The sequence below is a fragment of the Salinibacterium sp. CAN_S4 genome, from assembly GCF_015752305.1.
Taxonomy (GTDB): domain Bacteria; phylum Actinomycetota; class Actinomycetes; order Actinomycetales; family Microbacteriaceae; genus Rhodoglobus.
Genome location: NZ_JADOVB010000002.1, coordinates 88,897 through 113,507 on the forward strand (window position 1 = coordinate 88,897; position 24,611 = coordinate 113,507).

Consider the following 24,611-nt stretch of genomic DNA (forward strand, 5'->3'; position numbering starts at 1 on the left):
CGCGCACCCGGTCAGGTGACACGCTGTTCGCGTGCGAAACTCGCACGCACCCCGGATGTCACGTGCAGCAACACCGGAATTCTCTGCTCCACCACTGCATCCAGCTGCTCGACGGCATCGGTGACCGCTGAGAGGAGTCGCGGCAGATCAGAACCGTTGCGAGCCGTGAGCGCGATCGCCAGCGCCGGGCGACGGCGCACTCTGTGCGATGTCACCTTCACCGAGATCACGTCGGGTTGTGTGCCCAGCGCATCATCGAGGAGCTGTGAGGCCACGGCGTTGTCGAACGAAACGGAACCGGCTGCGCCCTCTTCCTGCAGCAGGTAGGAGATGCGGCCACGGCCACGGGTGAATACCCACGGCAGACACAGGAACGCCAGCACGGCTGTAACGACCGCGGCAATCCACAGCACGGGGACGGTGGTCTCGGGCACAGCCGGCAGCGTTTCGGGCAGGCCCGGAACTACGGACAGCACCTGGGGATAGGCCGCTACGAGCAGCCATCCACCCATGCCGATGAGGGCAAGGCCGACGACGACGAGGAGCAGGCGATTCAGAAAACGGTTGCTCGAGCTCATGAACCCACTACTCCTGACTGTGCGATGGACACTGAGACCGTCAGTGGCGGTTTGGCTGCCAGTTCGGCGGCAACGCGGCTGGTGGCGGCTTCCGTCGCCTCCGCGTCCACCTCGATGCCACTCGTCGGGGTGATCGACACCAGTGCCCGGCGAGCCGTGACGGTGGTGCGAACCCTCTGGGCGGGAACGGATGCCGCGACGCGGCCCGCGCGGCCGAGAGCCCCGGCCAGCACGACGTCATCCACCACCACAGCCATTCGTGTGTTGGGGATCTCGTGCCGGGCTCGGCGACCCGGCGCCAGCGCGATGATGAGCAGCACGAGGCCGATCGCAACTGCCACAGCTGACCCGGCGATCACCGGAACCGTCGGCTCATTAAGCACGGCCACGGCGTCGACCGGTGCCACCAGCAGCGCCGGAAGCTCCAGCGCGCCGAGCACCAGCTCGACAGTGACATAAGCGAGGCCGAGAGCCACCAGGGCCAGCGTGATCGACACCGCGACCGAGCGTGAGTTATGACGCTCGCGCCGGATGATGCGGCGATAGGTCGCCGCCTCGGCGGGTGGCGCAGCTATGGGACTCATATCACTCTCGAACTTTCCATCATCGACACGCCTGTCACGCGTAAAGTCACTGTGCCAACGGTCGATCCGCCGATGCGGGTGAGGTCGCGCGAGATGGCCTCACGGGCATCCTGCGACCGGGTCACCATTCCGACGGTCGACCCGCGCCCCAAGGGGGACACTCGCAGCGGGGAGGTGATCGCCACGGCCAGCTGGCCGCGGAGATCACTGAGTCGAACCGATACCGTCGAGCGATCGACGCCCAGGTGATCCGCGGCGATAGCGGCGGCCGTGTGCTCGAGCGCCCTGGGGGTGATCGACACCCGACCCGGGAGCATCAGGCGCTTCGACGGCCGCGAGCCGCCTCAGTGACGGCGCGCAGGTCGAGTCGACCGCTCACCACGGCACCGATGATGGCGCCGACTGCCGCGAGAACCAACGCGAGGAGGAAGCCCCAGAACCCGAATAGGAGCGCGGTCACCGCGAGGAGGAAGCCCGCGGCGGCGCCGACTACGGTGCCGGTCATGAAACGCGAGCCTCGGCCTCGGTCGGCTCCTCGCCCGGAATGTGCACGTCGGAGACTGTCACGTTGATCTCGGTGACCTCCATGCCGACGAGCTGCTGGATGGCGGTGGCAACCGCGGCGCGAACGCCGTCGGCCACGTACTGGAGGGGCTGCGGGTACTCGACGACGATGCTGATGTCGACGGCCACCTGGGTCTCGCCGACCTCGACCTTGATGCCCTGCGAGAGGTCGGCTCCGCCGATGGCCTCGCGGATGGCGCCGATGGCGCGAGCCGCGCCGCCGCCGAGGGCGAAGACACCGGGGACCTCACGGGCAGCGATTCCGGCGATCTTGGCGACGACGGGGTCGACGACTGTGGTCTTGCCTGAGGCCGCGCCCGTCGTGGTGGCGGTGCTGATGATGGGGGTCTTGTCAACCATGATGTTCTCCTTAGTTGTGGGTCGAATGACGGCTTCGTGTTGTGCGTCTGCCGCTATCGTTGTTGCTAAGGAGACGCATTCCGCGAGGAAAACGTCACGGTCGGATCTGAACATTTTTCTGAGAAGAAGCTGAGCGCGGAAGGTTGCCCATGAGCCTCGCTTCGGCCGGGGATGCGCTGCTCGCTCAGCGGTCCGCCGACGGTGACGCTGTCGCCTTCGAGGTGCTGGTGCGTCGTCACGGCCCCTTCCTGCGGGCGTACGCGATCCGGCTCACCGGTTCCGCCGCAGACGCGGACGATGCAGTGCAGGAAGCACTCATCACCGCGTGGAACCAGCTGCATACCCTCGAGGATCCGAGCAGGGTGCGGTCGTGGCTCGTGAGCGTCGTGTCCCGAAAGGCGACAGACCAGATCAGGTCGCGGCGGGCATCCGATGAGTTGGATGACGAACGCGCGGAAGACCCCGGTCTCGGCCCTGAGCACCGCACCGAATCGTCGTCGAGGCTCGACGCACTGTCTGCGGTGCTCGCGCACTTGCCCGAGGGGCAGCGCCAGTGCTGGGTATTGAAAGAAGTGGGCGGTTTCAGCTACGAGGAGATCGGCGAACGGCTCGGGATGTCGGTGGTGACGGTGCGCGGCAAGCTCGCCAGGGCCCGCGCGACGGTCGTGAAGGACATGGAGGCGTGGCGATGACGATGGATGCCGGATCGGCTGGCATCGGGGAGACCGGATTCACCCTCGATGACCTGAGCGACTACCTCGACCGAGGGCGGACCCCCGCTATTGCGGCGATCGACAACAGCCCGGAATGCCAGGCGATGCTCGCCAGTATGGAGCGCATGGGCTCGCTCACACGGGACCTGGTCGCCCAGGACCAGCGCGAGCATCCCATGCTCGAAGAGGGCTGGCTCGGCGGGCTTCTCGAGTCGATCAGCCGTGAAGTGCGCGCCGGACGCGATATCCCGCTGACCGCCCCGGACCCGCGGGCATCACTGAGCGTGACCGAGGGAGCTATCCGCGAGCTGATCAGGTCAGCGGGCGACTCCGTCGATGGAGTGCTCGTCGGCAGCTGCACTCTCGAAGGGGATGTGGATGTCGTCGGCGGACTCGTGACGGTCGACCTGGCGATCAGCGTGGTGCTGCAGACACCAGTACTCGAACTCGCGGAACAGGTTCGGCAACGGGTGTACACCCGACTGCTCGCGCATACGGAGCTCAGCATCGGCACCATCGATGTGACAGTCAGCGACGTGCACATCGTCACCCGGCCCGCGGCGGATGGAGACGCATCATGATCGATCCGGAGGCCCTCGCCTCAGAACTCGACATCGTCGTGAGGAACGTGCCGGGAGTGGTGTCGCTCTACTCCACTGCTCCGGCTGTCGTCTCGGTCGTTCGCCAGCTCACCGAGGGGCCCGAAGGTGGGACTCTCGTGACCGTGCGGTCGGTGCAGGGAGTGTGGCAGGTTGCCGCGAGCATCGGGGTGGCCTCCAGCGTGCAGGCACCGCATACCGCTGCGGCGGTGTCCGCGGCACTGCTCGCGGCGATCCCGGCCGGCCTCGAGGCCACCGTGACGGTGCGGATCAGCCGCATCCTGAGCTGACGGGCGTCACTGAAGCCGACAGTTGCGCTCTATCTCTATATAGGTAGAGTTGCAGGATGCAGCCCCTCTCCCGCATCACCCCGGCCACTGTCGACGTGCTCCAGTCGCTGATCTCGGCGGCGGAGCCGACCTGGGGGCTCCTGATCATCAGGGAGTCCGGCAGGCCGGCCGGGAGTGTCTACCCGATCCTTGAGCGGCTCGAACGCAGTGGTTGGGTCACGTCGGAATGGGACGACGACCAAAACCGACCTGGCCCCCGCCGACGCCTGTACGAACTGACCGGAGATGGGGCGAGTGCCGCCCGGCGAGCGGTGCGTGCTCGACCGGCGCCCGGCAGCGCAGCGGGAGTAACGGCATGAGTCGCGCAGCGCGCACTGTGGTGCGGATCGCGGCCCGCACTCTGCCCGCCGGTGTTCGCGAGCGCTACCGCGAGGAGTGGCTGGGCGACATCGCCGGATCACGCGCGGCCGGGGTTGCGGCATCCGGTATCGCGGCAGCCGCCGTGCTGTTCAGCGCCACCATGAGTCGCGACACTCCGGACATACTCGGGATGCCGCTGTCGGTTGCCGCGCGTCGCCACGCCCGCTGGGCCACCGCCCTTCTGCTCTCGGCGATGGTGTTCGCGTTCGGAGGCTACATCACAGGGAGCTTGTCGATCGAGAGCAGTGGAGCTCTCCAGGGAGCGACCGCGCTCTGGATCGCCCTCACCGTGGTCGGAACCATTGCCGGACTCATCGCGCTGTGGCGAGCCGCGCTGCTGTCGTCGCCCCTCGCGAAAATCGGTGCGGTGACGCTGACGGCATCCATCCTCGTCTTCGCGTCAGGGCTGGTAATCCCGCCGGCGAACATGCTTGGGGTGGTGGTGCTGCCGGTGGGACTGGTGCTCGCCATGATCGGCACGTGTATCGCCGCCGCGGCCTGGGCTGGCAGTGCTGGACCGGGCAGTCCCGCAGCCGCCGCCATTCCCACCACGTCACGACGCCTGCCACCGGCGCTGATCCTCTCGCTCGTTGTTGCCGGGGTGCTGCTCGCATCCCTTACCCTGCTTCTGAGTTCCTTGACGATCTGGCTTGCCGTATTCGTGATCCCTGTCGCAGCTCTCGTGGGAGGCGCCATCTTCGTCCTGCGCACCCGACGCACCGCCCACGAAGCCGCACCGCGTGCGGCGTGGTATGCCGTGATCGGGACCGCAACGCTCGCCCTGGCGACAGTGGCTCTGGGCGCCCTGGACCTGCTCGTGTGGTCGCCGCAGGCGATGGCCCCCGACTACGCCCTCGGCGAGATCTGGGCAGCGCTGCCGCCTGCAGAACTCGCCGCAGGGATGGCCTTCGTGATCATCTGGATCGTGTTCTGGACCGTCGCCACGCTCGTCTACCTGGCGGGCGGGATCTCGGTGCTGGGCAGGGCGGCCCGCCCATCCACTCGATCGCTGACGAGCGCCGGGCTACTGCTCGTAGCGGGTGCCGTGTTCTTCCAGTTCTTCGCGGGCTTCGGGATCGGCATGAGCATCTCCGACACGCTCCCGCCATTCCGCGGCGGGGGATCTGACATCCGCGCCTGGTGCGCCATGCTGGGCCAGCTTTCCCTCGTCGCATCGCTCGTGCTGAGTATCGCGCCGCGGTCGCTCCCGGCCCTCGAAGCGCAGCGCACCTGAGGCGCGGAGGCCGGCGGCAGCAGTGAGCGGCGGCGAGGCGCCGAACTGCGGCAGATCGTCGCGACATTCGAGCGGATGCACCATATGCCGCAGTTCGCGGAATCGCGGATCCCGGAATTGCGGGTCCCGGGTCGCGGATCGCGGATCGCGGATCCCGGATCGCGGGTCCCGGGATCGCAGTGAGCGAACAGCAGGGCGGGGCTGACGCGGCCACGTAGGCTGGAATCATGACTACAGTCACACTCACTTCCGAAGCGTTCGGCGAGACCGTCGCGAAAACCGGCATCACCATGGTCGACTTCTGGGCCGAATGGTGCGGCCCCTGCCGCCAGTTCGCACCCATCTACGACGCAGCAAGCGAAGCGAACCCCGACATCACGTTCGGCAAGGTGGACACCGAGGCCGAGCGCGAGCTCGCTGGTGCAGCCGGCATCACGTCGATCCCGACCCTCATGGCGTTCCGCGACGGGGTGCTCGTGTTCTCGCAGCCCGGGGCACTGCCGGCCCCCGCGCTCGAGCAGGTGATCACCGCGGTCCGTGCTCTCGACATGGACGAGGTGCACAAGCAGGTCGCGGCTCAGCAGGAAGCAGCCCAGCAGGAGACTGTCGCAGAGTAGCCGGCGCGGCACATCCTCGATCGCCGCGCTCTTTCGCGAGCGCTAAAGCAATTTCCTCGGCGCTCGAGAATCTCGGCTGCGGTCGACCGCGCCCTCGCTAGGCGGCCGGCGAGAGCGGGTGAAGTTCGTGCTGCAGGCGTGTTCGCGCTCCGTGCTCCACGAGATTCGGGATGTACGTGCGGATCCGGCTGTCGGAAAGAGCGGCATACTCCTCAGCGACCGTCGACGCGATGTGCGCACGCTGGCTCGCCGGAAACTTCAGGGCGAGGCGGTCGACAAGCCGATCGACTGAGGCTGTCGAGCTGAGTGGGGGCATGGGGCAAGTGTGCGCCTCCCCGCACGGCGCGTCAACGCTCCGGCTCACCGAGCCAGTCGATACAGCACGTGACGCTGGAGTGGATGCCCGGGCTCGAGAAGCGGGTGATCGAAGTCATCCGCGGGATCCCGCGTCATGCCGAGCCGCTCCATGACCGCTCGCGAGCGCATGTTGCCGACCGCGGTGAAGGAGATGATCTCGGCCAGGTCGAGTTCGGAGAATCCGTAATCGATCACGGCCCGAGCCGCCTCCGTGGCGAAGCCCTGACCCCAGGCGTGCGCCGCGAGTCGCCAGCCGATCTCTGTGCCCTCGCGGAACGAGGGCACAGAGAGCCCCGTGAATCCGAGGAAGACCCCGTCGTGCTCGACAGCCCACAGGCCCCAGCCCCGCGAGTCGAGCCCGGCACTGAACCGATCGAACGACTCATCGGACTCGGCCCGCGTAAGCACTCCGGGAAAGTATTCGCGCACCAGTGGATCGGCGTTCATGGCCGCCCAGGGCTCCCGATCGCCCTCGCGCCACTCCCTCAGCAGGAGCCGTGGGGTCTTGATCATGTTCCGGATGCCACCACCTCGAGCAGCGCCTCCCCATACTGTTCGAGCTTCTTCTCGCCGACACCACTGATGGTGCCGAGCTCGGCTAGGGTCGACGGCTTCGTCACAGAAATACCGCGGAGCGTCGCATCCCCGAACACGATGTAGGCGGGCACACCCTGGGCCTGCGCCTCGGCCGAACGCCACGCGCGCAACAGCTCGAACAGGCCGATCGCCCCCTCGGGAAGCTGCGCGGCGACGGCACGCTTGGCGGCCTTCGACCGCTTCGGTGCTTCCCTGCGCAGCAGCACGGTGCGCGAACCACCGAGCACGGTCGCCGACGCCTCGGTGAGCACCAGGATGCCGTACTCCCCCTCGACGGCGAGCAGGCCCTGGGCGAGCAATTGCCGCACGACGCCGCGCCACTCCTGCTCGCCGACATCCTGACCGATCCCCCACGTCGCGAGGGCATCGTGGCCATGCTGCGCGACGCGTGGAGTCTGTTTGCCCAGCAGGATGTCGATGAGGTGACCGGCGCCGAAGCTCTGGTTGCGCTCGCGCTTCAACCGCACGATCGTCGACAGCAGCTTCTGCGCAGGGACGGTGCCGTCCCACGTCTCCGGCGGCGAGAGGCAGGTGTCGCAATTGCCGCAGGCTGTCGAGTCCTGGCCGAAGTAGCCGAGCAGCTGCACCCGGCGACACTGGATCGTCTCGCACAGCGCGAGCATCGCGTCGAGGTGGGCCGTGAGGTTCCGCCGGTGGGCCAGTTCGCCCTCGGACTGGTCGATCATGCGGCGCTGCTGCACCACATCCTGTAACCCGTACGCCAGCCAGGCCGTCGCGGGAAGCCCGTCACGACCGGCGCGACCCGTCTCCTGGTAGTAGCCTTCGACGCTCTTGGGCAGGTCGAGGTGGGCGACGAATCGCACGTCCGGCTTGTCGATCCCCATGCCGAAAGCGATGGTGGCGACCATCACCATGCCCTCCTCGCGCAGGAAGCGGCTCTGGTTGGATGCCCGCACCCTCGCGTCGAGGCCGGCGTGATACGGCAGCGCGGTGATGCCGTTCTGCACGAGGAAGTCTGCGGTCTTCTCGACCGACGCTCGCGACAGGCAGTACACGATGCCGGCGTCGCCCGCGTGTTCGCTCGACAGTAGTGACAGCAGCTGTTGCAGCGGCTGTTGCTTGCTCTCGATGCGGTACTGGATGTTCGGCCTGTCGAAGCTCGAGACGAACTGCCGGGCATCGTCGAGGTCGAGGCGGTGGGCGATCTCCCGCCTCGTGGTTTCGGTCGCGGTCGCGGTGAGAGCGATGCGCGGGATGCTCGGCCACCGTTCATGCAGCACCGACAGTTGCAGGTAGTCGGGCCTGAAGTCGTGCCCCCATTGCGATACGCAGTGGGCCTCGTCGATCGCGAAGAGGGCGATCTTTCCCCGGTCGAGCAGATCGGTGGTGGACGAGACCCTCAACCGCTCCGGGGCGAGATAGAGCAGGTCGAGCTCGCCGGCAAGGAACGCTGTTTCGACCCTCAGTCTCTCGTCCGAGGACTGGGTCGAGTTGAGGAACTCGGCGCGCGCCCCGACGGCGGAGAGGGCATCCACCTGGTCCTGCATGAGGGCGATGAGCGGAGAGATGACGATGCCCGTGCCCTCGCGCACGAGAGCGGGGATCTGGTAGCAGAGCGACTTGCCGCCGCCGGTGGGCATCAGCACGAGGGCGTCGCCGCCGTCGATCACCGTCTGGATGACCTCGGCCTGCTGCCCGCGGAAGCTGTCGTACCCGAAAGTCTTCTCGAGAACGCCGAGGGCGGGAAGGGCAGGCGCAGCAGTCACTAGTCGAGTGTACGAGCGACCGCTGACGACCGCCGCCGCCTGCCCGATATCCGTGGATGCGCCGGCACCGATGTTCGTAACTCCTGCAATCCGGACGATGCGAGAGCGGCGAACACCGCAAACACGGGCGTCGACCGGTGGCCGCCGGGCGCAGTGCAGGAGTTATGAACGCGTCGGTACCCCTGCAACGCGAAGGGCGGGCCGGCGTGAGCCGACCCGCCCGAGGCGGTGCTACTGGTGACCGACTAGAACCTGATCACCAAGTCGGGGAATCCGATCGAGCCCTGCAGGGCGTCGCTACCGAGGTAGCGAGCCGTCAGCAGGTGGATGCCGCGGCTGAGGCTCACCGGAACCGTGACGCGCCCGTTGTCGGCCGCCGTCAGGGTCACCGTGGTGATCTTGCGCGTGCCGTCGTAGATCGCGACCTGGCCGGTCGGAACAACCCCGCCCTCGCCGCGGACCGTCACCGTGTACGTCACAGGCTGGCTGCCGAAGACGACGGTGCGGTTGGTCGAGCCCGAGGTGGTGGAGCTGCCCTTCTGGACCGTGACCTCGGCCGAGACGGCTGAGCCGTCGAGGCTGCCCTCCTTGCTCGCGGTCACGGTGACGGTGATCTTCGCGCCGGCGTCAGCAGCGACGAGCGTGTAGCTCGCGGCGGTGGCTCCCGTGATCGCCGTGCCGTTGCGGTTCCACTGGTAGGCGAAGGTCGGGTTCTCGACGCTCCACGTTCCTGCGGTCGCGGTGAGGGTACGGCCGATCCGCGGCTGCCCGCTGATGATCGGCGCCGTCACGTTCTCGATCACGGTTGCGATCGCTGTGACCGCGATCGGCACGTCGACCGACGTCCCGGCCTCCGGCACACTCACCGTCAGCACGAGCGTTCCCGCTGCCGTTCCCGCCGGGATGGTGATGGCGACGGATGCCCGGCCACCCTCATCCGTGGTGTCGACGATCGCGGGGTCGATGGCGGCGCGCCCGAGTTCGACGTCGCCGGCACTCACCACAGCGGTTCCGGCCAGTGGAGCCGAGGTGCTGAACAGCAGTGACGACAGCGACAGCGTGACCTGGTCGCCAGACGAGTAGCCGTCGGCGTCGGGAGCGGAAAGGCTGACGCCCACCGCGCGCTGTGCCGAGTCGGGGCTCGCCACCGGGTTGGCCTCGAAGTAGTCGACCATGCTCTGCAGGTCGATCTTGCCCGAGTCGGCCGGGTTGGCTCCGGTCGCGAATACTCCGAAGTTGTCGCCACCCGATGCCAGGAACGAGTTCACCGTGACGGTGAAGACATCGGTGGGGGCGATGGCGACTCCGTCCAGGCTCATTCCCGTGACGGTTCCCGTCACCGGCGTACCGGCCACGATCGGGTTCACCACGTAGGTGTACTCGAAACCCTCGGATACGCCGAGCTTGAGGAACGGACGGGCGGCAGCGGCGGGCTGCCACTGCTGCTCGAGCACCGCCTTCAACTGTGCTCCCGTCAACTCGGTCGTGACGAGGGTGTTGGCGAAGGGCTGGACGGCCGCCGCCTCGGCGAACGTGACGTTGCCATCGGGATCGGCTGCACCGGTAGACGCGAACGTCAGGTCGGCGCGAAGGCCTCCGGGGTTCATGAACGCGATGTCGGCTCCGGCATCCTTCGTGGCTTCGAGCTGGACGTCGGCGACGAAGTTGCCGAGCGTCGACTCACCGCCGCGGTTCTCCGCGCCGGCTGTCTGCTTTGCGCGAGTGAACGAGGCGGTGATGTCGCCGACCTTCACGGCGCCGAGCACCTTGGCCACAGCCACGGCGTCAGCGACGATGGCAGCGACCTCGGGGTCGGGTGCGGCTGCTCCAGCGAGGTTCAGCACCTCGGTGGTGAACGACAGCAGCTCACCCGTCTTCGGGTCGACCGAAATTGCCGAGTGCGCGAACTTCTCGCCGTACTGGCCCGAGGAGATGACCGGGCGCAGCTTATCGGTGCCTGCGATCGGGATGAGGTGGTTGTACGCGAGGTGGGTGTGACCGGAGATGATCGCATCCACGTTGGCATTCGTACCCGTGACGATGCGGCCGAAAGCCGAGTCGTCGATGGCGCTGGCGATGGCGGTGGTAGCGGCGCCCTCGTGCACGAGCAGCACGATCACGTCGGCCTCACCGTTCGAAGGATCACCGTCGCTCAGTGCATCCGCAACACGGTTGACCTCCGGCACGACAGGCTTGATCTCCAGGCTGGCGATTCCGGCCGGGCTGACCAGGCTGGACAGCTCATCTGTGGTCGCACCGACGAATCCGATGGTGACATCGCCGAAGGTCTCGAGCGAGTACTCGTCGTACGCGGGCTCACCGGTCGCCTTATCGAAGAGGTTGGCCGAGAGGTAGTCCCAGCTGGCGGCCGGCAGGATGCGGTTGTCGAGGTCATCGCGACCCTGATCGAACTCGTGGTTGCCCAGTGCACTGGCATCCAGCCCCATCGCATTGAACGCGTCGATCGTCGGCTGGTCGTTCTGGATGAACGAGGTGAACGTCGAGGCACCGATCAGGTCACCCGCGCCGACGAAGGCGGTGTTGGGGTTCGCCGCGCGGTACTTGTTCACGGTTCCGGCGAGCACTGCGGCACCGGCGACGGCTCCCGACGCCTCGAGGCGCCCGTGGAAGTCGTTGATGCTCAGCAGGTCGATGTTGACCGGGGCAAGAGCAGAGCTCAACCCGATCTTCACCGGGTCGTGGTCGCTCGAGCGGAACGGCGTGCCAGCCTCGGCGGCGTCGAACTCGAAGCCGCGGTCTGACCACTCTGGCGAGTTGATGTTCCAGACGTCGACTCCCGTGACGGATTCCGCGAGCGCGGGTGAAGCGTACGCGTGGTCGAGCGAACCGAGCTCGCCGTCGAAGGTGTACGTGTACTCGTCGGTGTTGGCGGGGACGAGATCGACGAAGCCGGCCGCGGTCAGAACCTGCGACGGGTCTTCCTCGGCGTAGGCGTTGAAGTCACCGAGCAGCATGACGTTCGGGCCCTTGGCCGCGTCGGCGATGATGCCGTCGACGAAGAGCTTGAGACGGTTGGCCTGCGCCACGCGCTCGGTGTTGAAGAACCCCTGCAGGTCGCTCGGCTCGGTGCCGCCACCCGAGGGCGGGCTCTTCGACTTGAAGTGGTTTGCGACGACGGTGATCACCTTGCCGTCGACCTCGAACGTCTGGGCGATCGGCTCGCGCGCGATGTTCCACACTGTCTCGTCGGTGTCAGCCGTGGCGACACCCACCGGTGTCGCTGTCGCGGTCTTGTAGATGATCGCGTTGGTGATGAAGTCGGTCGTGGCCGCATCCAGCAACGAGGCGGGGGTGGGCACGAAGGCCCAGACCTCGGAGCCCGCTGCGGCGTTGAGCGCCGCCACCAGGTTGCCGAGGGCCTCGTCGGCGGGCTCGCCGAGCTTGACCGAGTTCTCGATCTCCATGAGCGCGACAACATCGGCGTCGAGCGCGTTGATCGCCGAGACGATCTTGGACTGCTGGATGGCGAAGTCCTCAGCGGTGTCGGCTCCACGGGCATCCCCGCCGAACGTGGTGAAGTAGTTGAACACGTTGAATGCGCCGACCGAGAAGTCGCCGCCGACCTCGGCCGGAGCATCGGTGCGCGGGTTCAGGGTCTCGAAGGTCGGTTCGAGTGCGGCGTATTCCGCGGGCGAGGTGCTGCTCAGCGGACGCTGCGGCTGCAGGCGCCAGTCGGAGAAGCCCCAGCCGAGGATCATGCCGGCGGCGGGCGAGACGAACTTGTCACCGTTGCGTACCACCGTCGCGGCGTCGAAGTACGGCTGGGTTCCGGGGTGCGCGCCGTTGGAAACCTGGATGCTGTAGCCGTCGTCCACGAGGAGGCGGTTCGCGCGGTTGGCCACAGCGATCGCGTTCGCGGCGTCACCGGCATCCGTGGTCTCGGTCGCCTTGACCGCGAGCTCACCGACGTTCAGCCAGAGGCTGCCGAAGTTGAACAGCTGGTGGCTGGACGAGAGGTACGCGGTCTCGGGAGTGACGAGCATCCCCTCGAATGCTTCGCGAGCCGTGCCAGTCGCAGCATTGGGAAGGACGGTGGGGGCGGGAACGCCAACCCCCGCGGTGACGAGCTCGTACGCGGCATCGGTCGTTGCCGAAATCTGGGTCTGGCCGTTGAACTCGCTCGCGGCTCCCGTGACGGTGATGAGATCACCGATCGAGACAGCGGGGTTCGCGGTGGCCGAGAAGACGAAGATGCCGTCAGAGCGGCTGTCGGCGGCGTCACCGGTCGGGTCCTGGAGGTAGAAACCGCGGTATCCACTCGCCGTGCTGTTGCGGTAGTCACCCGTGACTACGCCCTGCACGGTGACGACACTGCCGGCGAGCGGCGAGATGTCTGTGGTGCCCTGCACATCGGCGATCGTCGCCGTCACGTCGGCCGCATTCGCGGGCACGGCCGTGAGGCTCGTGAACGCGAGGGCCAGAGCGGTCGCCGTCGCGACTGCCACCATTCTGCGGTGGGGGCGGGAAGGCTGCTGCTCTTCCGGCTGGGGTGTGAAAGATCGCATGACCTGGCAGTCTCCTTTTTCGCACAGCGTTCTACCCCTCTTCGGGGGACTATTTTTCACCATAGGGGGGCGGCCCTCAAAAGTCGACAGTGACCGCCGATTGGTAACCTGACCTTCATCGGGCGGCAACCCGATGCCCTTCAGAGCTCCCGTCACGATTGGTCGTCATGCTCACTGTCGTCATCGGGTTCTGCAGCGCCCTCGTGTTCGGCTCTGCCGACTTCCTCGGCGGGCTCGCCGCACGTCGCATGAGCGCCGTGCTCGTCACAGCGATCGCGGCACTCGCCGGCCTCGTCGTGCTGCTCGTCGGGCTGCTGCTCTCCGGGGGAACCTGGTCGGCTGACGCCGTGCTGCTGGGCGCAGCATCCGGAGTCGCAGGAGCGATCGCGATCGGGCTTCTCTATGCCTGCCTCGCGGTCGGCCCGATGAGCATCCTGTCACCGCTGACCGCCGTGGTCTCGGCTGTCGTCCCGCTCGCCATCGGACTGATCGGCGGCGAACGCCTCGGCACGATCGGGTACGTCGCCATCGGTCTCGCCATCGTCGCGATCGTGATGGTCGGCTTCGTGCCCGAGAAAGGTGCCGTCCGGCCGACGATCAGGGCCGTACTGATGGCGGTGGGATCGGGAGCGGGCATCGGGACCTTCCTCGTCATCATCGATGCTGCGCCGGATGACTCGGGGCTCATCCCCCTCGTATTCAACCGGGCCGTCAACTCCGTCATCATGTTCACCATCGTCGGGATCATGGTCGTCGCGGCGCGGCGTCGAAACTCGGGGGCGGCACACGGGAAGTGGAGAAACGGCCTGCGGCTCGCCATCGCGTGCGGAGTGATCGACGCGATCGCCAACGTCGGCCTGCTCATCGGGGTGCGGATCGGCGACCTGTCCGTCATGGCCGTGCTCACGGCTCTCTACCCGGCTGGCACGATCATCCTCGCGGCCGTGGTGCTGCGCGAACGCATCGCCCCTGTGCAGTACGCGGGGCTCGTGCTGGCCATCGCAGCAGGCGCGATGCTCGCGCTCGGCTGATGGTTCAGATGTAGTAGATCGTCGAATCCGAGTACGAGTCGGTCGCGGCGGGGGCCCGAGGCCTCGGCACCGCGGGGGAACCCACCAAAAGCGAACCCTCGGGCGCATCCGTCACCACGACCGCGTTCGCACCGATCATCGAGTGCGAACCGATCGTCACATTGCCGAGCACCGTGGCGCCGGCGCCGATCACGATGTCATCACCCAGGGTCGGATGCCGCTTCTCGTGTTTCGCGCTCGTGCCACCGAGCGTCACGCCGTGGTACATCAGCACGTCGTCGCCGATGATCGTCGTCTCGCCGATCACGATCCCCATCCCGTGGTCGATGAAGAACCGTCGGCCGATGATGGCACCGGGATGGATCTCGACGCCCGTGAGGAACCTCGTGAACTGCGATACGGCCCGACCCGCGGTCTTCAGTCCGCGCATCCACAACCGGTGTGCGAACCTGTAGCCCCACACGGCATGAAGCCCGGAGTAGGTCAGCCAGATCTCGATGTTCGATCGTGCAGCGGGGTCACGGCGTCGAGCGTTGGCGATGTCCTCCCGGATCCGGGAGAACGGCGCCGTCACTGGAGGTCTTCGTACAGGACGGTCGAGAGGTAGCGCTCGCCATAGCTCGCGACGATCACGACGATGGTCTTGCCGGCGTTCTCGGGGCGGGCCGCGAGCTGGAGCGCTGCCTCGACCGTGGCACCGGACGAGATTCCGGCGAGAATGCCCTCTTCTCTCGCGAGGCGTCGCGCCATCGAGACCGACTGGGCGATGTTGACATCGATGACCTCGTCATACACCTCGCGATCGAGGATGTCGGGGATGAAATTCGCGCCGATTCCCGCGATCTTGTGGGGGCCGGGGGCTCCGCCATTCAGGATCGGTGACTCTTCGGGCTCGACACCCACGACGACGACGCCGGGCTTCTGCTGCTTGAGGTAGTTGCCGGTTCCCGAGAGGGTGCCGCCGGTGCCGATGCCCGAGACGAAGATGTCGACGGCGCCGTCTGTGTCATTCCAGATCTCGGGGCCGGTGGTGGCGAAGTGGATGGCCGGATTCGCGGCGTTCTCGAATTGCCTGGTCAGCACGGCGCCGGGTGTGTTCGCGACGATCTCGGCCGCCCTCGAGACGGCGCCCTTCATGCCTTCACCGGCGGGCGTGAGCACGAGCTCGGCGCCGTAGGCCTTCAGCAGGGTCTTGCGCTCCTGGCTCATGCTCTCCGGCATCGTCAGGATCACCTTGTAGCCGCGGGCTGCACCCACCATCGCGAGCGCGATGCCGGTGTTGCCGCTGGTGCCCTCGACCAGGGTGCCGCCGGGCTTCAGCTCGCCCGACTTCTCGGCGGCATCCACGATCGCGACACCGAGCCGGTCTTTGACGCTCGACGAGGGGTTGTAGAACTCCAGCTTGGCCAGCACTGTCGCGCCGAGCCCCTCGGTCACCTTGTTCAGGCGCACGAGAGGCGTGTTACCGAAGACCTCGGTGATGTCGTTGTGGATGCGGGCCATGAGAGCGCCTTTCTTGGAAAACCGGTGAGCACCAGATTAGGCAATGCTGCCGAGATGCGTCTGAAAGTTACAGCACACTCGCGGGCCGCTCTATTCCCGCGCGGCGGCGCTCCCGAGATCGAGAGTGCAGTTCCTGTCGGAACGGCTCCCCGATAACGACGCTCATTGCACTATGGATGCGCGGCACTGCGCTCGCAGCGGCGCGACTCAGGGCTCAGTCGGTGATCAGTCGCTTGCCCAGACTGACGGCGGCATCGACTTCGTAACCGAGAGCGCGATAGAACGCGATCGCGTCATCGTTGCCGGTGCGTACCTGGAGACTGAGCTTGGGGCATCCCAGCGCCCGGAGTTTCGACTCGATCTCGGCCATCAGCTTGCGGCCGAGGCCTTTTCCGCGCTCCGCAGGATCGACCGCGAAGTAGTTCACCCAGCCCCGATGCCCGTCGTACCCACTCATCGCAGCTGCCACGATCAGCCCGTCGATCTCCGCCACAAGGAAGAGTTCGCGCTGCACGTCGAGCTTGCGGGCGATGTCCTTCCGCGGATCGTTCCACGCGCGAAGCAGGCCGCAGGCCTCCCAGAGGGCAACCACGGGTTCGGTGTCGGCCTCGAGGAACGGTCGGATCAGCATCCATCGAGTCTGGCAGGACCACCCCGTGTTCATAACTCCTGCAGATGGAGCCCGGATCGACGGCGGATCCCCCAAAAGCCGGGGTTCCCGCGACATCGAGCGACGGATCTGCAGGAGTTATGAACACGAGGTCGTTACAACGAGGTCGCCCCAACGACGAAGGCACCCACCCCGAAGGGTGAGTGCCATCGTGCTACTGCATGCTGTGCAGTCGAGCGGGTGTGAGTACGTGTGTGCGGGAACTACAGCGCTGCGAGCTCCGCGAGCATCGCGTCACCGGGGGCCGCGAAGTCCGACCTGGCGTCGATCTCGGCGCGACCGAGCAGCTCGTCCATCTTGCGACGGCGGTTGCGGTTGATCAGCGTGACGACGGTTCCGACCTTGCCCGCACGGCCCGTGCGGCCCGAGCGGTGCAGGTAGGTCTTGTATTCTTCGGGTGCATCGGCCTGGATGACGAGCGAGATGTCATCCACGTGGATGCCACGGGCGGCAACGTCGGTCGCGACGAGCACGTTGACCCGGCCGCTCGTGAGCAGCTGCAGGTTGCGCGTGCGGCGCGACTGGTTGAGGTCACCGTGGAGGCTGGTAGCCGGGATGCCGGCATCCTCGAGGTAGTCGCTCATCTCTTCGGCGAACGCACGCGTGCGCGTGAAGATGAGGGTCTTGCCCTCGCCGCGGGCGAGCTCCTGGATGATCTCACGCTTGTCACGCTGCTCGATGAGGAGCACACGGTGATCGATCGTGGATGACGCCTGGTCTTCACCGGCGACCTCATGCACGGCCGGGTCGACGAGGAACTGCTTGACGAGGGTGGCAACACCCTTGTCCAGGGTTGCCGAGAACAGCAGCTTCTGGCCGCCCTTGCTTGTCTCCTGCAGGATGCGCTGCACGGGCTCGAGGAATCCGAGGTCGCACATGTGGTCGGCTTCGTCCAGCACCGTCACGATGACATTGCTGAGGTCGAGGCGACCCTGCTCGATGAGGTCCTCGACGCGGCCGGGCGTGGCGATGACGATGTCGACACCGCGCTGCAGCGCCGAGACCTGCTTGAACTGGGGAACGCCACCGACGATCGTCGTGGTGAACAGGCCCACCGAGCGAGCGATCGGCTGCACGGTGCGGTCGATCTGCATGGCGAGTTCACGGGTCGGAGCCAGGATGAGCGCGCGAGGTTTGCGGCCCATCTGGCGGTCCTTGCCACCGTTGTTCTCCATGAGGCGCTCCACGAGGGGCGCGCCGAAGGCGATCGTCTTACCGGAGCCGGTCTTGCCGCGACCGAGGACATCGCGGCCCGAAAGCACATCCGGAATCGTTGCTGCCTGGATCGCGAAGGGAGCCTCTGCACCCATGCTCGCGAGCTGGCGGACGATGTTGCTGCCGAGGCCGAGGTCTGCGAAGCTCACGCCCTCGACGTCGGTTGCCGTGATGACGGCTGCCTCGAGGCGCTCGAGCACGACATCCTCGACCGGGCCGGTCGTGGTGCGGGCCGTGTAGTAGTCGCTCTCGCGCTTGGGGGCGCGGTCGTCGAAGTCGCGCTTCGGAGCGCGGTCATAGCTCGGGCGCTCGGTGCGAGCGCTGGAGTACGAGGGACGCTCGGTGCGGTCGCTGTAGGCGGGGCGATCGTTGCTGCGAGCGGGACGGTCGCTGTTGTACGCCGGACGGTCCGTACGCGGAGCGCGGTCGTTGTAGCTCGGGCGGTCGTTCGAGCGAGCCGGACGATCCGAGTTGTAGCTCGGGCGGTCGTTGGAACGCGCCGGGCGGTCCGAGTTATACGAGGGGCGCTCGGTGCGAGCGGGACGGTCGGAGTTGTACGCCGGACGATCTGTACGCGGAGCGCGGTCGTTGTAGCTCGGGCGGTCGTTCGAGCGGGCCGGACGGTCTGAGTTGTAGCTCGGGCGGTCGTCGGAACGGGCCGGGCGGTCCGAGTTATACGAGGGGCGCTCGGTGCGAGCGGGACGGTCGGAGTTGTACGCCGGACGATCTGTACGCGGAGCGCGGTCGTTGTACGCCGTGCGGTCGTTCGAGCGAGCCGGACGGTCCGAGTTGTAGCTCGGGCGGTCGTTCGAACGCGCGGGACGGTCGTTGCGGTCGCCGTACGACGGGCGGGCCGGACGGTCCGAGTTGTACGCGGGGCGCTCGGTGCGGCCGGGACGGTCACCGTTCGACGGACGCTCTACGGCCGGACGGTCGCCGTACGACGGGCGGGCGGGCTTGCGGTCGCCGTAGGACGGGCGGGCGCCGCGATCCTGCGCCTGTCGATCCTGGTAGGACGGCTTGGAGTCGCGCGGGCTCCAGTCGGGGCGACGGTCGTCGCGCGCAGGGCGGGCAGCGCCGGTCGAGCGGTCGCCGGTGCGGGCGGCACGGTCATCCCCGGTCCAGCGCTTCTTGGGAGCACCGGTTGCGCCACCGCGGGCGCTGGAGGAGGGAGTGGACTTGTAGGGCTTCTTGCCGCCAGCGGGCGGCTTGGAGCTTGAGGAGTTCGAGTAATTAGGCATGGTTCTTCCTGGGTTCTCTGTTGTTGTGAATTAACACGCGTGAACATCACGCGTGAGCAAACACAGAGCGCATGAAGGTAGGGCGCCGACTGAGCTGGATAGACGCAGCCACGCAATACTGAACCCGGGCGATCTTTGACCGGGGCCGTCACATACATTCGTGTGATTGTCACCAGCTCCTGCATCTCTGACGCATTAGCTGGCAAACCGGCCCGCAAGACTACAAACCCATGCGCGAAGATTCGCGCTGTCTTGAGCCGACTTACCTACGCTACTCCATCGACGGCCGTTCGGCCAGAGCCGGCACAATTGCTCCGCTCCCCGGACCAGTGAGCGCGAGTAGGTGATGTGTGGCAGGAGAACGACGTCGGACGCCCGAAATCCGCTGTATCGGCAGAGCCCCGTGCGCCAGACTTGCGGAATGCAGATCGAGATCGAGCCGGCCAGGCAACCCGACGTCGAAGCGATGCTGCGCGCCGGGGAGGAATTCGCGCTCAACGTCTATCCGGCGGAGGAGTGCTTCCTGCTCGACGTCTCAGAACTGGACAGGTCCGGAGTCACGGTGTGGGTAGCCCGCCGCGACGGTTCCGCGCTTGGCATGGCGTCCCTCGTGACGACCGGCGAGTTTCCCGAGCTGAAGCGGCTGTTCGTCCACGACCACGCAAGGGGTTCGGGGGTGGCCGGTCGGCTTCTCGACGCGATCGAGAACCAGGCGCGGGATGCCGCGGCAGCGGCCATCCGGCTCGAAACCGGTGACCGGTCCACCGCTGCGGTCGCGCTGTACGAGAAGCGCGGCTACCGTCACATCCCGCGCTTCGGTGACTACGTCGACTCGGCGTCGAGCGTCTGCATGGAGCTGACCCTGTAGCTGCTCGCCGCGATAGGCGCGAGGGTTCCGCTTCTGCTGCCGGAACCTGGAATCCAGCGACAGAAACGGAACACTCGGCGCGAGTTGGGGGCGCGGGGGGGTGCCAGTAAGGGGGCGGGGGCGCGGAATGGGGGCGCGGGGGGGTCCAGTAAGGGGGCGGGGGCGCGTAGCGAGGCGCGGCTATGCGACAGCGGGCTCGGCAGCTGCTCGCGCCGCGCGCTTGTCGTCGCGCCGCTCCTTAGCGCCCTCGACGAGGTAGTACAGCACCGGCAGCACCACGAGCGTGAGGAGCGTGGATGACACGAGCCCGCCGATCACGATGATCGCGAGCGGCTGCGAGATGAACCCGCCGCTGCCGGTGAGCCCGATCCCCAGGGGAAGCAGCGCGAAGATGGTGGCCGTCGCGGTCATCAGGATCGGACGCAGTCGCCTGGATGCACCCTGCAGGATCGCCTCCCTGACCTTCATGCCGCGCTCGCGATACTGGTTGATCAGGTCGACCAGCACGATGGCGTTCGTCACGACGATTCCGATCAGCATGAGCACGCCGATGAGCGATGCGACACCGAGCGGGATGCCCGAGATGACCTGCAGCGCAATGGCACCGGTCGCGGCGAACGGCACAGACACGAGCAGCAGCAGCGGCTGGCGCAGGCTCTTGAACGTGGCCACCATCACCACGTAGACGATGAGGATCGCGACCAGCAGCGCGAGTCCGAGCTGGCTGAACGCGTCGCCCTGCTGGGAGGTGACCCCACCGAGTTCGGCGTCGGCCCCTGTCGGCAGGGTGGCATCCTTCAGGGCCGCAGCCACGACCGAGGATGCCGTTCCCACGTCGTCGCCGTTCGGAGTCACGCTGACCGTGGCACTACGGACACCCTTGATCGCCGTGATCGAGGCCGGTCCGTTCTGCTGGTCGACCGTTGCGAGATCAGACAGCGGCACGAGACCCGTGGCTGTCGGGATCGTGAAGTCGCGCAACTGCTGGATCGTCGTCGGAGCGCTCTCGTTGAGAATGTAGATCGACAAGGTCGTCTCGTCGATCACGACAGAACCGACGGCCGAGGGGTTCATCGCTGCCGTGATGATTCCACCGACCTGGATCTCACTGAGCCCGGCAGCCGCGGCCCTGGCCCGGTCGACGGAGATTGCGATGAACGGCTGGTTGTTCGACAGGTTGCTTGTCGCCTCGGCGACGACGTCGAGATCCTGCACCGCCGCAAGTACGGAGTCGGCGGCATCCCGAAGCTCCTGCTCTGACGTCGCGGTGATGTTCACTTCGATGTCGGATGACGCGAAACCGCTGCCGGCCGCTGCAAGCGAGATGTCCCCACTGTCCGTGATGTCTGCGACGGCGGCACGCACGTCGGCCTGAAGCTGGGTCTGGTCTACGTCGGGGTCGGTGGTGAGCGAGAAGGTGGAGCTTCCCGTCCCGGAGAACGCTGCACGAAGCGAGTTGCCGCTGGAGCCGATCGACAGCTGGACCGTGTCGATACCGTCGATGCCGAGCAGCACGTCCTCGACCTTCTTGGCCGCGGTGTCGCGCGCGTCGAGGCTCGTGCCCGGCGGGAGGGTCTGGTTCACGGTGAGAGTGTTCTGGCCGCTGTCGCCGATGAAGTTGGTCTTCATGAACGGCAGCAGCGCCACGGTTCCCCCGAGCAGCAGGACGGCCGCGAGGATCACCGCGATCGGGCGCTTCAGCGTGAACTCGAGCACGGGGAGGTAGCGCTTCTGCAGGCGGGTCGGAGCCTCGAGCTCATCGGCGGGCCGGCCATCCACCGGCACAGCGCCAGCGTGCTTGCGCGGCTGCTTGTTTCCCAGGAACCAGTATGCGAGCACGGGGACGATCGTCAGCGAGACGAAGAGCGAGGCCGCGAGCGCAATGGTGACGGTCAGCGCGAACGGGCGGAACAACTCGCCGGTGATGTCACCGACGAGCGCGATCGGAAGGAACACCGCGACCGTGGTGGCCGTCGATGCGGTGACCGCTCCCGCGACCTCCTTCACCGCGGTCAGGATGGCCGGCAGCTTCTCCTCACCCAACCCGATGTGTCTCTTGATGTTCTCGATGACGACGATGGAGTCGTCGACGACGCGACCGATGGCGATCGTGAGCGCACCGAGGGTGATGATGTTGAGTGTGTAGCCCGCCGCCTGCATGCCGATGAAGGTGATGAGCACCGAGGCCGGGATCGAGATGGCCGTGACGAGCGTCGATCGCACTGACAGCAGGAACAGCAGGATCACGATCACGGCGAATGCGAGGCCGAGCAGCCCCTCGGTGGCGAGCGAGTTGATGGACTCCTCGATGAACGGCGCCTGGTCGAAGGCGATGGTGAACGTCGTGTTCTGGCCGAGAGCCTGTTCGAGCTCGGGGATGAGATCACGCACATCCTGGGAGACGGCGACCGTATTGCCGGCGGGGGTCTTGGTGATGGCAATCGTCAGCGCAGGCTCGCCGTTGACGCGCGAGATGCCTGTCACCGGGTCGGCCGCCAGGGTGACGTTCGCGACGTCGGAGAGCGGGATGACCGCGCCGGTGTTGCCGCCGAGCAGCGGGAGGGCGGCAACCTCGTCGAGCGTCGAGATGCGGGCCCCCGCCTGCACCGTCAGGGTCGTGCCGTCCTCGGTGATCTGACCGGCGGGCAGCAGCACACCGTTGGCATCGAGGGCATCGGTGATGGCCTGGTTGGTGATGCCGCGCTGGAGAAGCGCGTCCTGGTCGGGGGTGATGACGAGTCGCTGCGCCGTGGTGCCGAGCAGGCTGACGTCGCTGACATCCGCGACCTTCTTGAGGTCGACGATGGTCGAACTCTCGAGTTGCGTCGAGAGCTCCTCGGCACTCATGTCACTGGATACCGCGATCTGGATGACCGGCAGGTCGGAGAAGTTGAACGTCAGCACCTGGGTGGTTGCGGCATCCGGAAGCGACGCGAGTCGGTTGATCGCGAGCTGGACCTTCTGTTCGGCTGTGGCGATGTTGGTGCCGTAGGTGAAGCCGGCCGTGACGCTCGAGACGTTTGCGCTCGAGGTGGACGAGCTCGACTCGAGCCCCTCGACCCCCTGGATAGCCGCTTCGATCGGTGTCGAGACATCCTTGTCGACGACGGCGGGCGAGGCGCCGGGGTAGGTCGTGATGATGAAGATCTGCGGCAGCGAGAGGCTCGGGATCAGCTCTTGCTTCAGCGACGTCAGCGAAATGCCACCGAATACGCCGATAACGATCGTGACGAGCGCGATGAGGGCGCGATTGCGCAGGCTGAAGACGGAGAAAAGGTGCACGTGATTACTCTCTGCTGCGAGGGGGACTTACTGGTCTGCCATAGTCAGCACGCCAGTGTGCCTGCCAAGAATTATCCCTGTGGATGCTGTGAACCACGTACTCCGTGCGGATTATTCCGCCGGCCGCACCGGGGACGCGACGGGCCGGGAGGGCGAGCCTCACACGACACTCGACGCGAAGTCGGGCGCGGGCTGGGCGAGGGGATGTCGGCTTACGGTCGCCCAGGCTCGCGCGAGGGCATCCACACCCCGCTCGGTCTCGTCGGCGGAGTATGAAAACGGGATGCGCATGAATCGCTCGAAGGCGCCGTCGACGCCGAATCGCGGGCCGGCCGCGATGACCAGCCCCTCATTGCGCGCGGCGAGGGCGAGTTGGGAGCTCACGGCATGGCCGAGGTTGACCCAGGTCGTGAGGCCGCCCCCGGCGTGCGGGACCGTCCACTCCGGAAGTCGTTCGTGGAGCAGCCGCTCGAGCCTCGCGCGACCCTCTCTCAGGTAGGCCCTGCGGGAATCGAGGATGGCGTCGAAGTCGCGCAGGAGGTTGAGCACGATCAGCTGTTCGAGCAGAGGGGTGCCGAGGTCACCCGCTGAGCGCGCACGGATGAGTCGCTGGATGATCGTGCGATCGGCCCGGATCCAGCCCACCCTCACGCCACCCCACACGGTCTTGCCGACCGAGCCGACAAGGATGGCGTTGCCGTGCGCGGCGAACGGCAACACCGGCCCGTCGCTGCCCAGCCCGAGTTCGCCCATGGTCTCGTCGGCGATGACCGTGGTGCCGTGCCGTGCGGCGAGCGACAGCACTTTTTGCTTCAGGTCGACCGACATGGTGACGCCGGTGGGGTTGTGGTTGTCGGGCATGAGGTAGCCGAGCGACGGGCTGGTGCGCTGGATCGCCTGTTCGAGCGCGAGCTCATCCCAGCCTCCGTCCGAGGTGACGCTCACGGGGACGAGCCTCGCCCCTGCAGATTTGAGGTTGTCGATCGCATGCGGATAGGTCGGATTCTCGATCAGTGCTCGGTCACCCCGTGCCATGACGGTGCGTGCGATGAGAGCGATCGCATGCTGGGCGCCGATGGTCACCATGATCTGGTCGGGTTCCGTTGGCAGTCCCCTCGCGGCGTAGCGCTCGGCGAGCGCTTCCCTCAGCGCCGGCATTCCCACTGGGTCGAAGCCGGAGTCGCCGAGGTACGTGGGCAGTTGCTCGACCGCCTGCTGCGCCGCCGCGACGATGCCGGGGATCGCCGGCAGCGTCGCTTTACTGAAGTCGAGGAACCCCGGCTGGAACTCGCTCTGCACCGGCACCTTGAACGGAAGCTGCACCACGCTGCCCGATCCTCGCGTGCTCAGCAGGTAGCCGGCATCGCGGAGCTCGGCGTACGCCGCGGTGACAGTAGTACGACTGACGGCGAGCTGGGCGGCGAGTTCGCGTTCGGCCGGCAGGCGCGTGCCCGCCGCGATCCTGCCATCGAGAGCGAGCAACCGGATGCGGCCAGCGAGCGAGGTGTAGGCCACTCCGCCGTCGCGCCAGCCGGTCAGCAACGAGGCCAATACGCGAGAAGACACGAGATTCATGACGCCACTATACGGAATTGGCATCTTGATTACAGTCCAATCCTGCAATTGGATTGCATT

Annotated in this window: 23 protein-coding genes; 8 read left to right on the forward strand and 15 right to left on the reverse strand. The window is 66.8% G+C overall.

Annotation, left to right across the window (positions count from 1 at the left end; genetic code table 11):
* Positions 1 to 11: 11 nt before the first annotated feature.
* Genes IWX81_RS06825 through IWX81_RS06845 form a run of 5 tightly spaced genes read right to left on the reverse strand, consistent with a single transcriptional unit; the run spans position 12 to position 2,086 of the window.
* Positions 12 to 578: a hypothetical protein gene (locus tag IWX81_RS06825; protein WP_199280577.1), complete on the reverse strand. Its 567-nt coding sequence runs from the start codon at positions 576 to 578 to the stop codon at positions 12 to 14.
* Positions 575 to 1,162 (reverse strand): hypothetical protein, encoded by a 588-nt coding sequence (locus IWX81_RS06830; RefSeq protein WP_199280578.1) that lies wholly within the window; start codon positions 1,160 to 1,162, stop codon positions 575 to 577. The genes IWX81_RS06825 and IWX81_RS06830 overlap by 4 nt, the downstream gene beginning before the upstream one ends.
* A complete protein-coding gene (locus IWX81_RS06835) occupies positions 1,159 to 1,464 on the reverse strand; it encodes a hypothetical protein (RefSeq protein ID WP_199280579.1) in 306 nt (101 codons plus the stop codon). The genes IWX81_RS06830 and IWX81_RS06835 overlap by 4 nt, the downstream gene beginning before the upstream one ends.
* A gap of 14 nt (positions 1,465 to 1,478) precedes the next feature.
* Complete coding sequence (locus IWX81_RS06840; protein WP_199280580.1) at positions 1,479 to 1,667, reverse strand: DUF2273 domain-containing protein; 189 nt, start codon at positions 1,665 to 1,667, stop codon at positions 1,479 to 1,481.
* The gene (locus IWX81_RS06845; protein WP_199280581.1) at positions 1,664 to 2,086 is read right to left on the reverse strand and encodes an Asp23/Gls24 family envelope stress response protein; all 423 of its coding nucleotides are present in this window, start codon (positions 2,084 to 2,086) and stop codon (positions 1,664 to 1,666) included. Before IWX81_RS06845 ends, IWX81_RS06840 begins: the two co-directional genes overlap by 4 nt.
* A gap of 149 nt (positions 2,087 to 2,235) precedes the next feature.
* On the opposite strand from IWX81_RS06845, the gene IWX81_RS06850 reads away from it, so the two are divergent.
* The 6 genes from IWX81_RS06850 to IWX81_RS06875 all read left to right on the forward strand — a co-directional run bounded on the left by IWX81_RS06850 (position 2,236) and on the right by IWX81_RS06875 (position 5,959).
* Positions 2,236 to 2,778: an RNA polymerase sigma factor gene (locus IWX81_RS06850; protein ID WP_199280582.1), complete on the forward strand. Its 543-nt coding sequence runs from the start codon at positions 2,236 to 2,238 to the stop codon at positions 2,776 to 2,778.
* Positions 2,775 to 3,380, forward strand: coding sequence for an Asp23/Gls24 family envelope stress response protein (locus IWX81_RS06855; protein ID WP_199280583.1), 606 nt, complete (start codon positions 2,775 to 2,777; stop codon positions 3,378 to 3,380). Before IWX81_RS06850 ends, IWX81_RS06855 begins: the two co-directional genes overlap by 4 nt.
* Positions 3,377 to 3,688, forward strand: coding sequence for a hypothetical protein (locus IWX81_RS06860; protein WP_199280584.1), 312 nt, complete (start codon positions 3,377 to 3,379; stop codon positions 3,686 to 3,688). Before IWX81_RS06855 ends, IWX81_RS06860 begins: the two co-directional genes overlap by 4 nt.
* 56 nt (positions 3,689 to 3,744) lie before the next feature.
* The gene (locus IWX81_RS06865; RefSeq protein ID WP_199280585.1) at positions 3,745 to 4,047 is read left to right on the forward strand and encodes a PadR family transcriptional regulator; all 303 of its coding nucleotides are present in this window, start codon (positions 3,745 to 3,747) and stop codon (positions 4,045 to 4,047) included.
* On the forward strand, positions 4,044 to 5,342 hold the full coding sequence (locus tag IWX81_RS06870) for a hypothetical protein (protein ID WP_199280586.1): 1,299 nt from the start codon (positions 4,044 to 4,046) through the stop codon (positions 5,340 to 5,342). Before IWX81_RS06865 ends, IWX81_RS06870 begins: the two co-directional genes overlap by 4 nt.
* 227 nt (positions 5,343 to 5,569) lie before the next feature.
* The gene (locus IWX81_RS06875; RefSeq protein WP_199280587.1) at positions 5,570 to 5,959 is read left to right on the forward strand and encodes a thioredoxin family protein; all 390 of its coding nucleotides are present in this window, start codon (positions 5,570 to 5,572) and stop codon (positions 5,957 to 5,959) included.
* A 97-nt stretch (positions 5,960 to 6,056) separates the two neighbouring features.
* Here IWX81_RS06875 and IWX81_RS06880 read toward each other — a convergent pair whose 3' ends face one another.
* The 4 genes from IWX81_RS06880 to IWX81_RS06895 form a co-directional block, all read right to left on the reverse strand.
* Positions 6,057 to 6,275, reverse strand: coding sequence for a three-helix bundle dimerization domain-containing protein (locus IWX81_RS06880; RefSeq protein WP_199280588.1), 219 nt, complete (start codon positions 6,273 to 6,275; stop codon positions 6,057 to 6,059).
* 44 nt (positions 6,276 to 6,319) lie between these two features.
* On the reverse strand, positions 6,320 to 6,829 hold the full coding sequence (locus IWX81_RS06885) for a GNAT family N-acetyltransferase (RefSeq protein WP_199280589.1): 510 nt from the start codon (positions 6,827 to 6,829) through the stop codon (positions 6,320 to 6,322).
* Positions 6,826 to 8,640 (reverse strand): DNA helicase RecQ, encoded by a 1,815-nt coding sequence (recQ, locus tag IWX81_RS06890; protein WP_334593428.1) that lies wholly within the window; start codon positions 8,638 to 8,640, stop codon positions 6,826 to 6,828. Before recQ ends, IWX81_RS06885 begins: the two co-directional genes overlap by 4 nt.
* Before the next feature lie 245 nt (positions 8,641 to 8,885).
* Positions 8,886 to 13,166 carry an ExeM/NucH family extracellular endonuclease gene (locus IWX81_RS06895; RefSeq protein WP_334593430.1) on the reverse strand — a complete coding sequence of 1,427 codons (4,281 nt, stop codon included), beginning with the start codon at positions 13,164 to 13,166 and terminating at the stop codon, positions 8,886 to 8,888.
* Positions 13,167 to 13,333: 167 nt separating this feature from the next.
* Between IWX81_RS06895 and IWX81_RS06900 the strand changes: the two genes are divergently transcribed.
* Positions 13,334 to 14,197 (forward strand): EamA family transporter, encoded by an 864-nt coding sequence (locus IWX81_RS06900; RefSeq protein WP_199280591.1) that lies wholly within the window; start codon positions 13,334 to 13,336, stop codon positions 14,195 to 14,197.
* A gap of 4 nt (positions 14,198 to 14,201) precedes the next feature.
* Here IWX81_RS06900 and epsC read toward each other — a convergent pair whose 3' ends face one another.
* The 4 genes from epsC to IWX81_RS06920 form a co-directional block, all read right to left on the reverse strand.
* Positions 14,202 to 14,771, reverse strand: a complete 570-nt coding sequence (epsC, locus tag IWX81_RS06905) for a serine O-acetyltransferase EpsC (protein ID WP_199280592.1) — start codon at positions 14,769 to 14,771, stop codon at positions 14,202 to 14,204.
* Positions 14,768 to 15,700 (reverse strand): cysteine synthase A, encoded by a 933-nt coding sequence (gene cysK, locus IWX81_RS06910; protein ID WP_199280593.1) that lies wholly within the window; start codon positions 15,698 to 15,700, stop codon positions 14,768 to 14,770. Before cysK ends, epsC begins: the two co-directional genes overlap by 4 nt.
* A 214-nt stretch (positions 15,701 to 15,914) precedes the next feature.
* Entirely contained in the window at positions 15,915 to 16,331 is a 417-nt protein-coding gene (locus tag IWX81_RS06915; RefSeq protein ID WP_199280594.1) for a GNAT family acetyltransferase, read from the reverse strand.
* A gap of 242 nt (positions 16,332 to 16,573) precedes the next feature.
* On the reverse strand, positions 16,574 to 18,826 hold the full coding sequence (locus IWX81_RS06920; protein ID WP_199280595.1) for a DEAD/DEAH box helicase: 2,253 nt from the start codon (positions 18,824 to 18,826) through the stop codon (positions 16,574 to 16,576).
* 421 nt (positions 18,827 to 19,247) lie between these two features.
* Here IWX81_RS06920 and IWX81_RS06925 point away from each other — a divergent pair, with 421 nt between their 5' ends.
* Positions 19,248 to 19,694, forward strand: coding sequence for a GNAT family N-acetyltransferase (locus IWX81_RS06925; RefSeq protein ID WP_199280596.1), 447 nt, complete (start codon positions 19,248 to 19,250; stop codon positions 19,692 to 19,694).
* Between the two features lie 180 nt (positions 19,695 to 19,874).
* On the opposite strand, the gene IWX81_RS06930 is transcribed toward IWX81_RS06925, so the two are convergent.
* Both IWX81_RS06930 and yczR read right to left on the reverse strand, forming a co-directional pair.
* Complete coding sequence (locus tag IWX81_RS06930) at positions 19,875 to 22,976, reverse strand: efflux RND transporter permease subunit (protein ID WP_199280597.1); 3,102 nt, start codon at positions 22,974 to 22,976, stop codon at positions 19,875 to 19,877.
* Positions 22,977 to 23,135: 159 nt separating this feature from the next.
* On the reverse strand, positions 23,136 to 24,551 hold the full coding sequence (gene yczR / locus IWX81_RS06935) for a MocR-like transcription factor YczR (protein WP_199280598.1): 1,416 nt from the start codon (positions 24,549 to 24,551) through the stop codon (positions 23,136 to 23,138).
* Positions 24,552 to 24,611 lie beyond the last annotated feature (60 nt).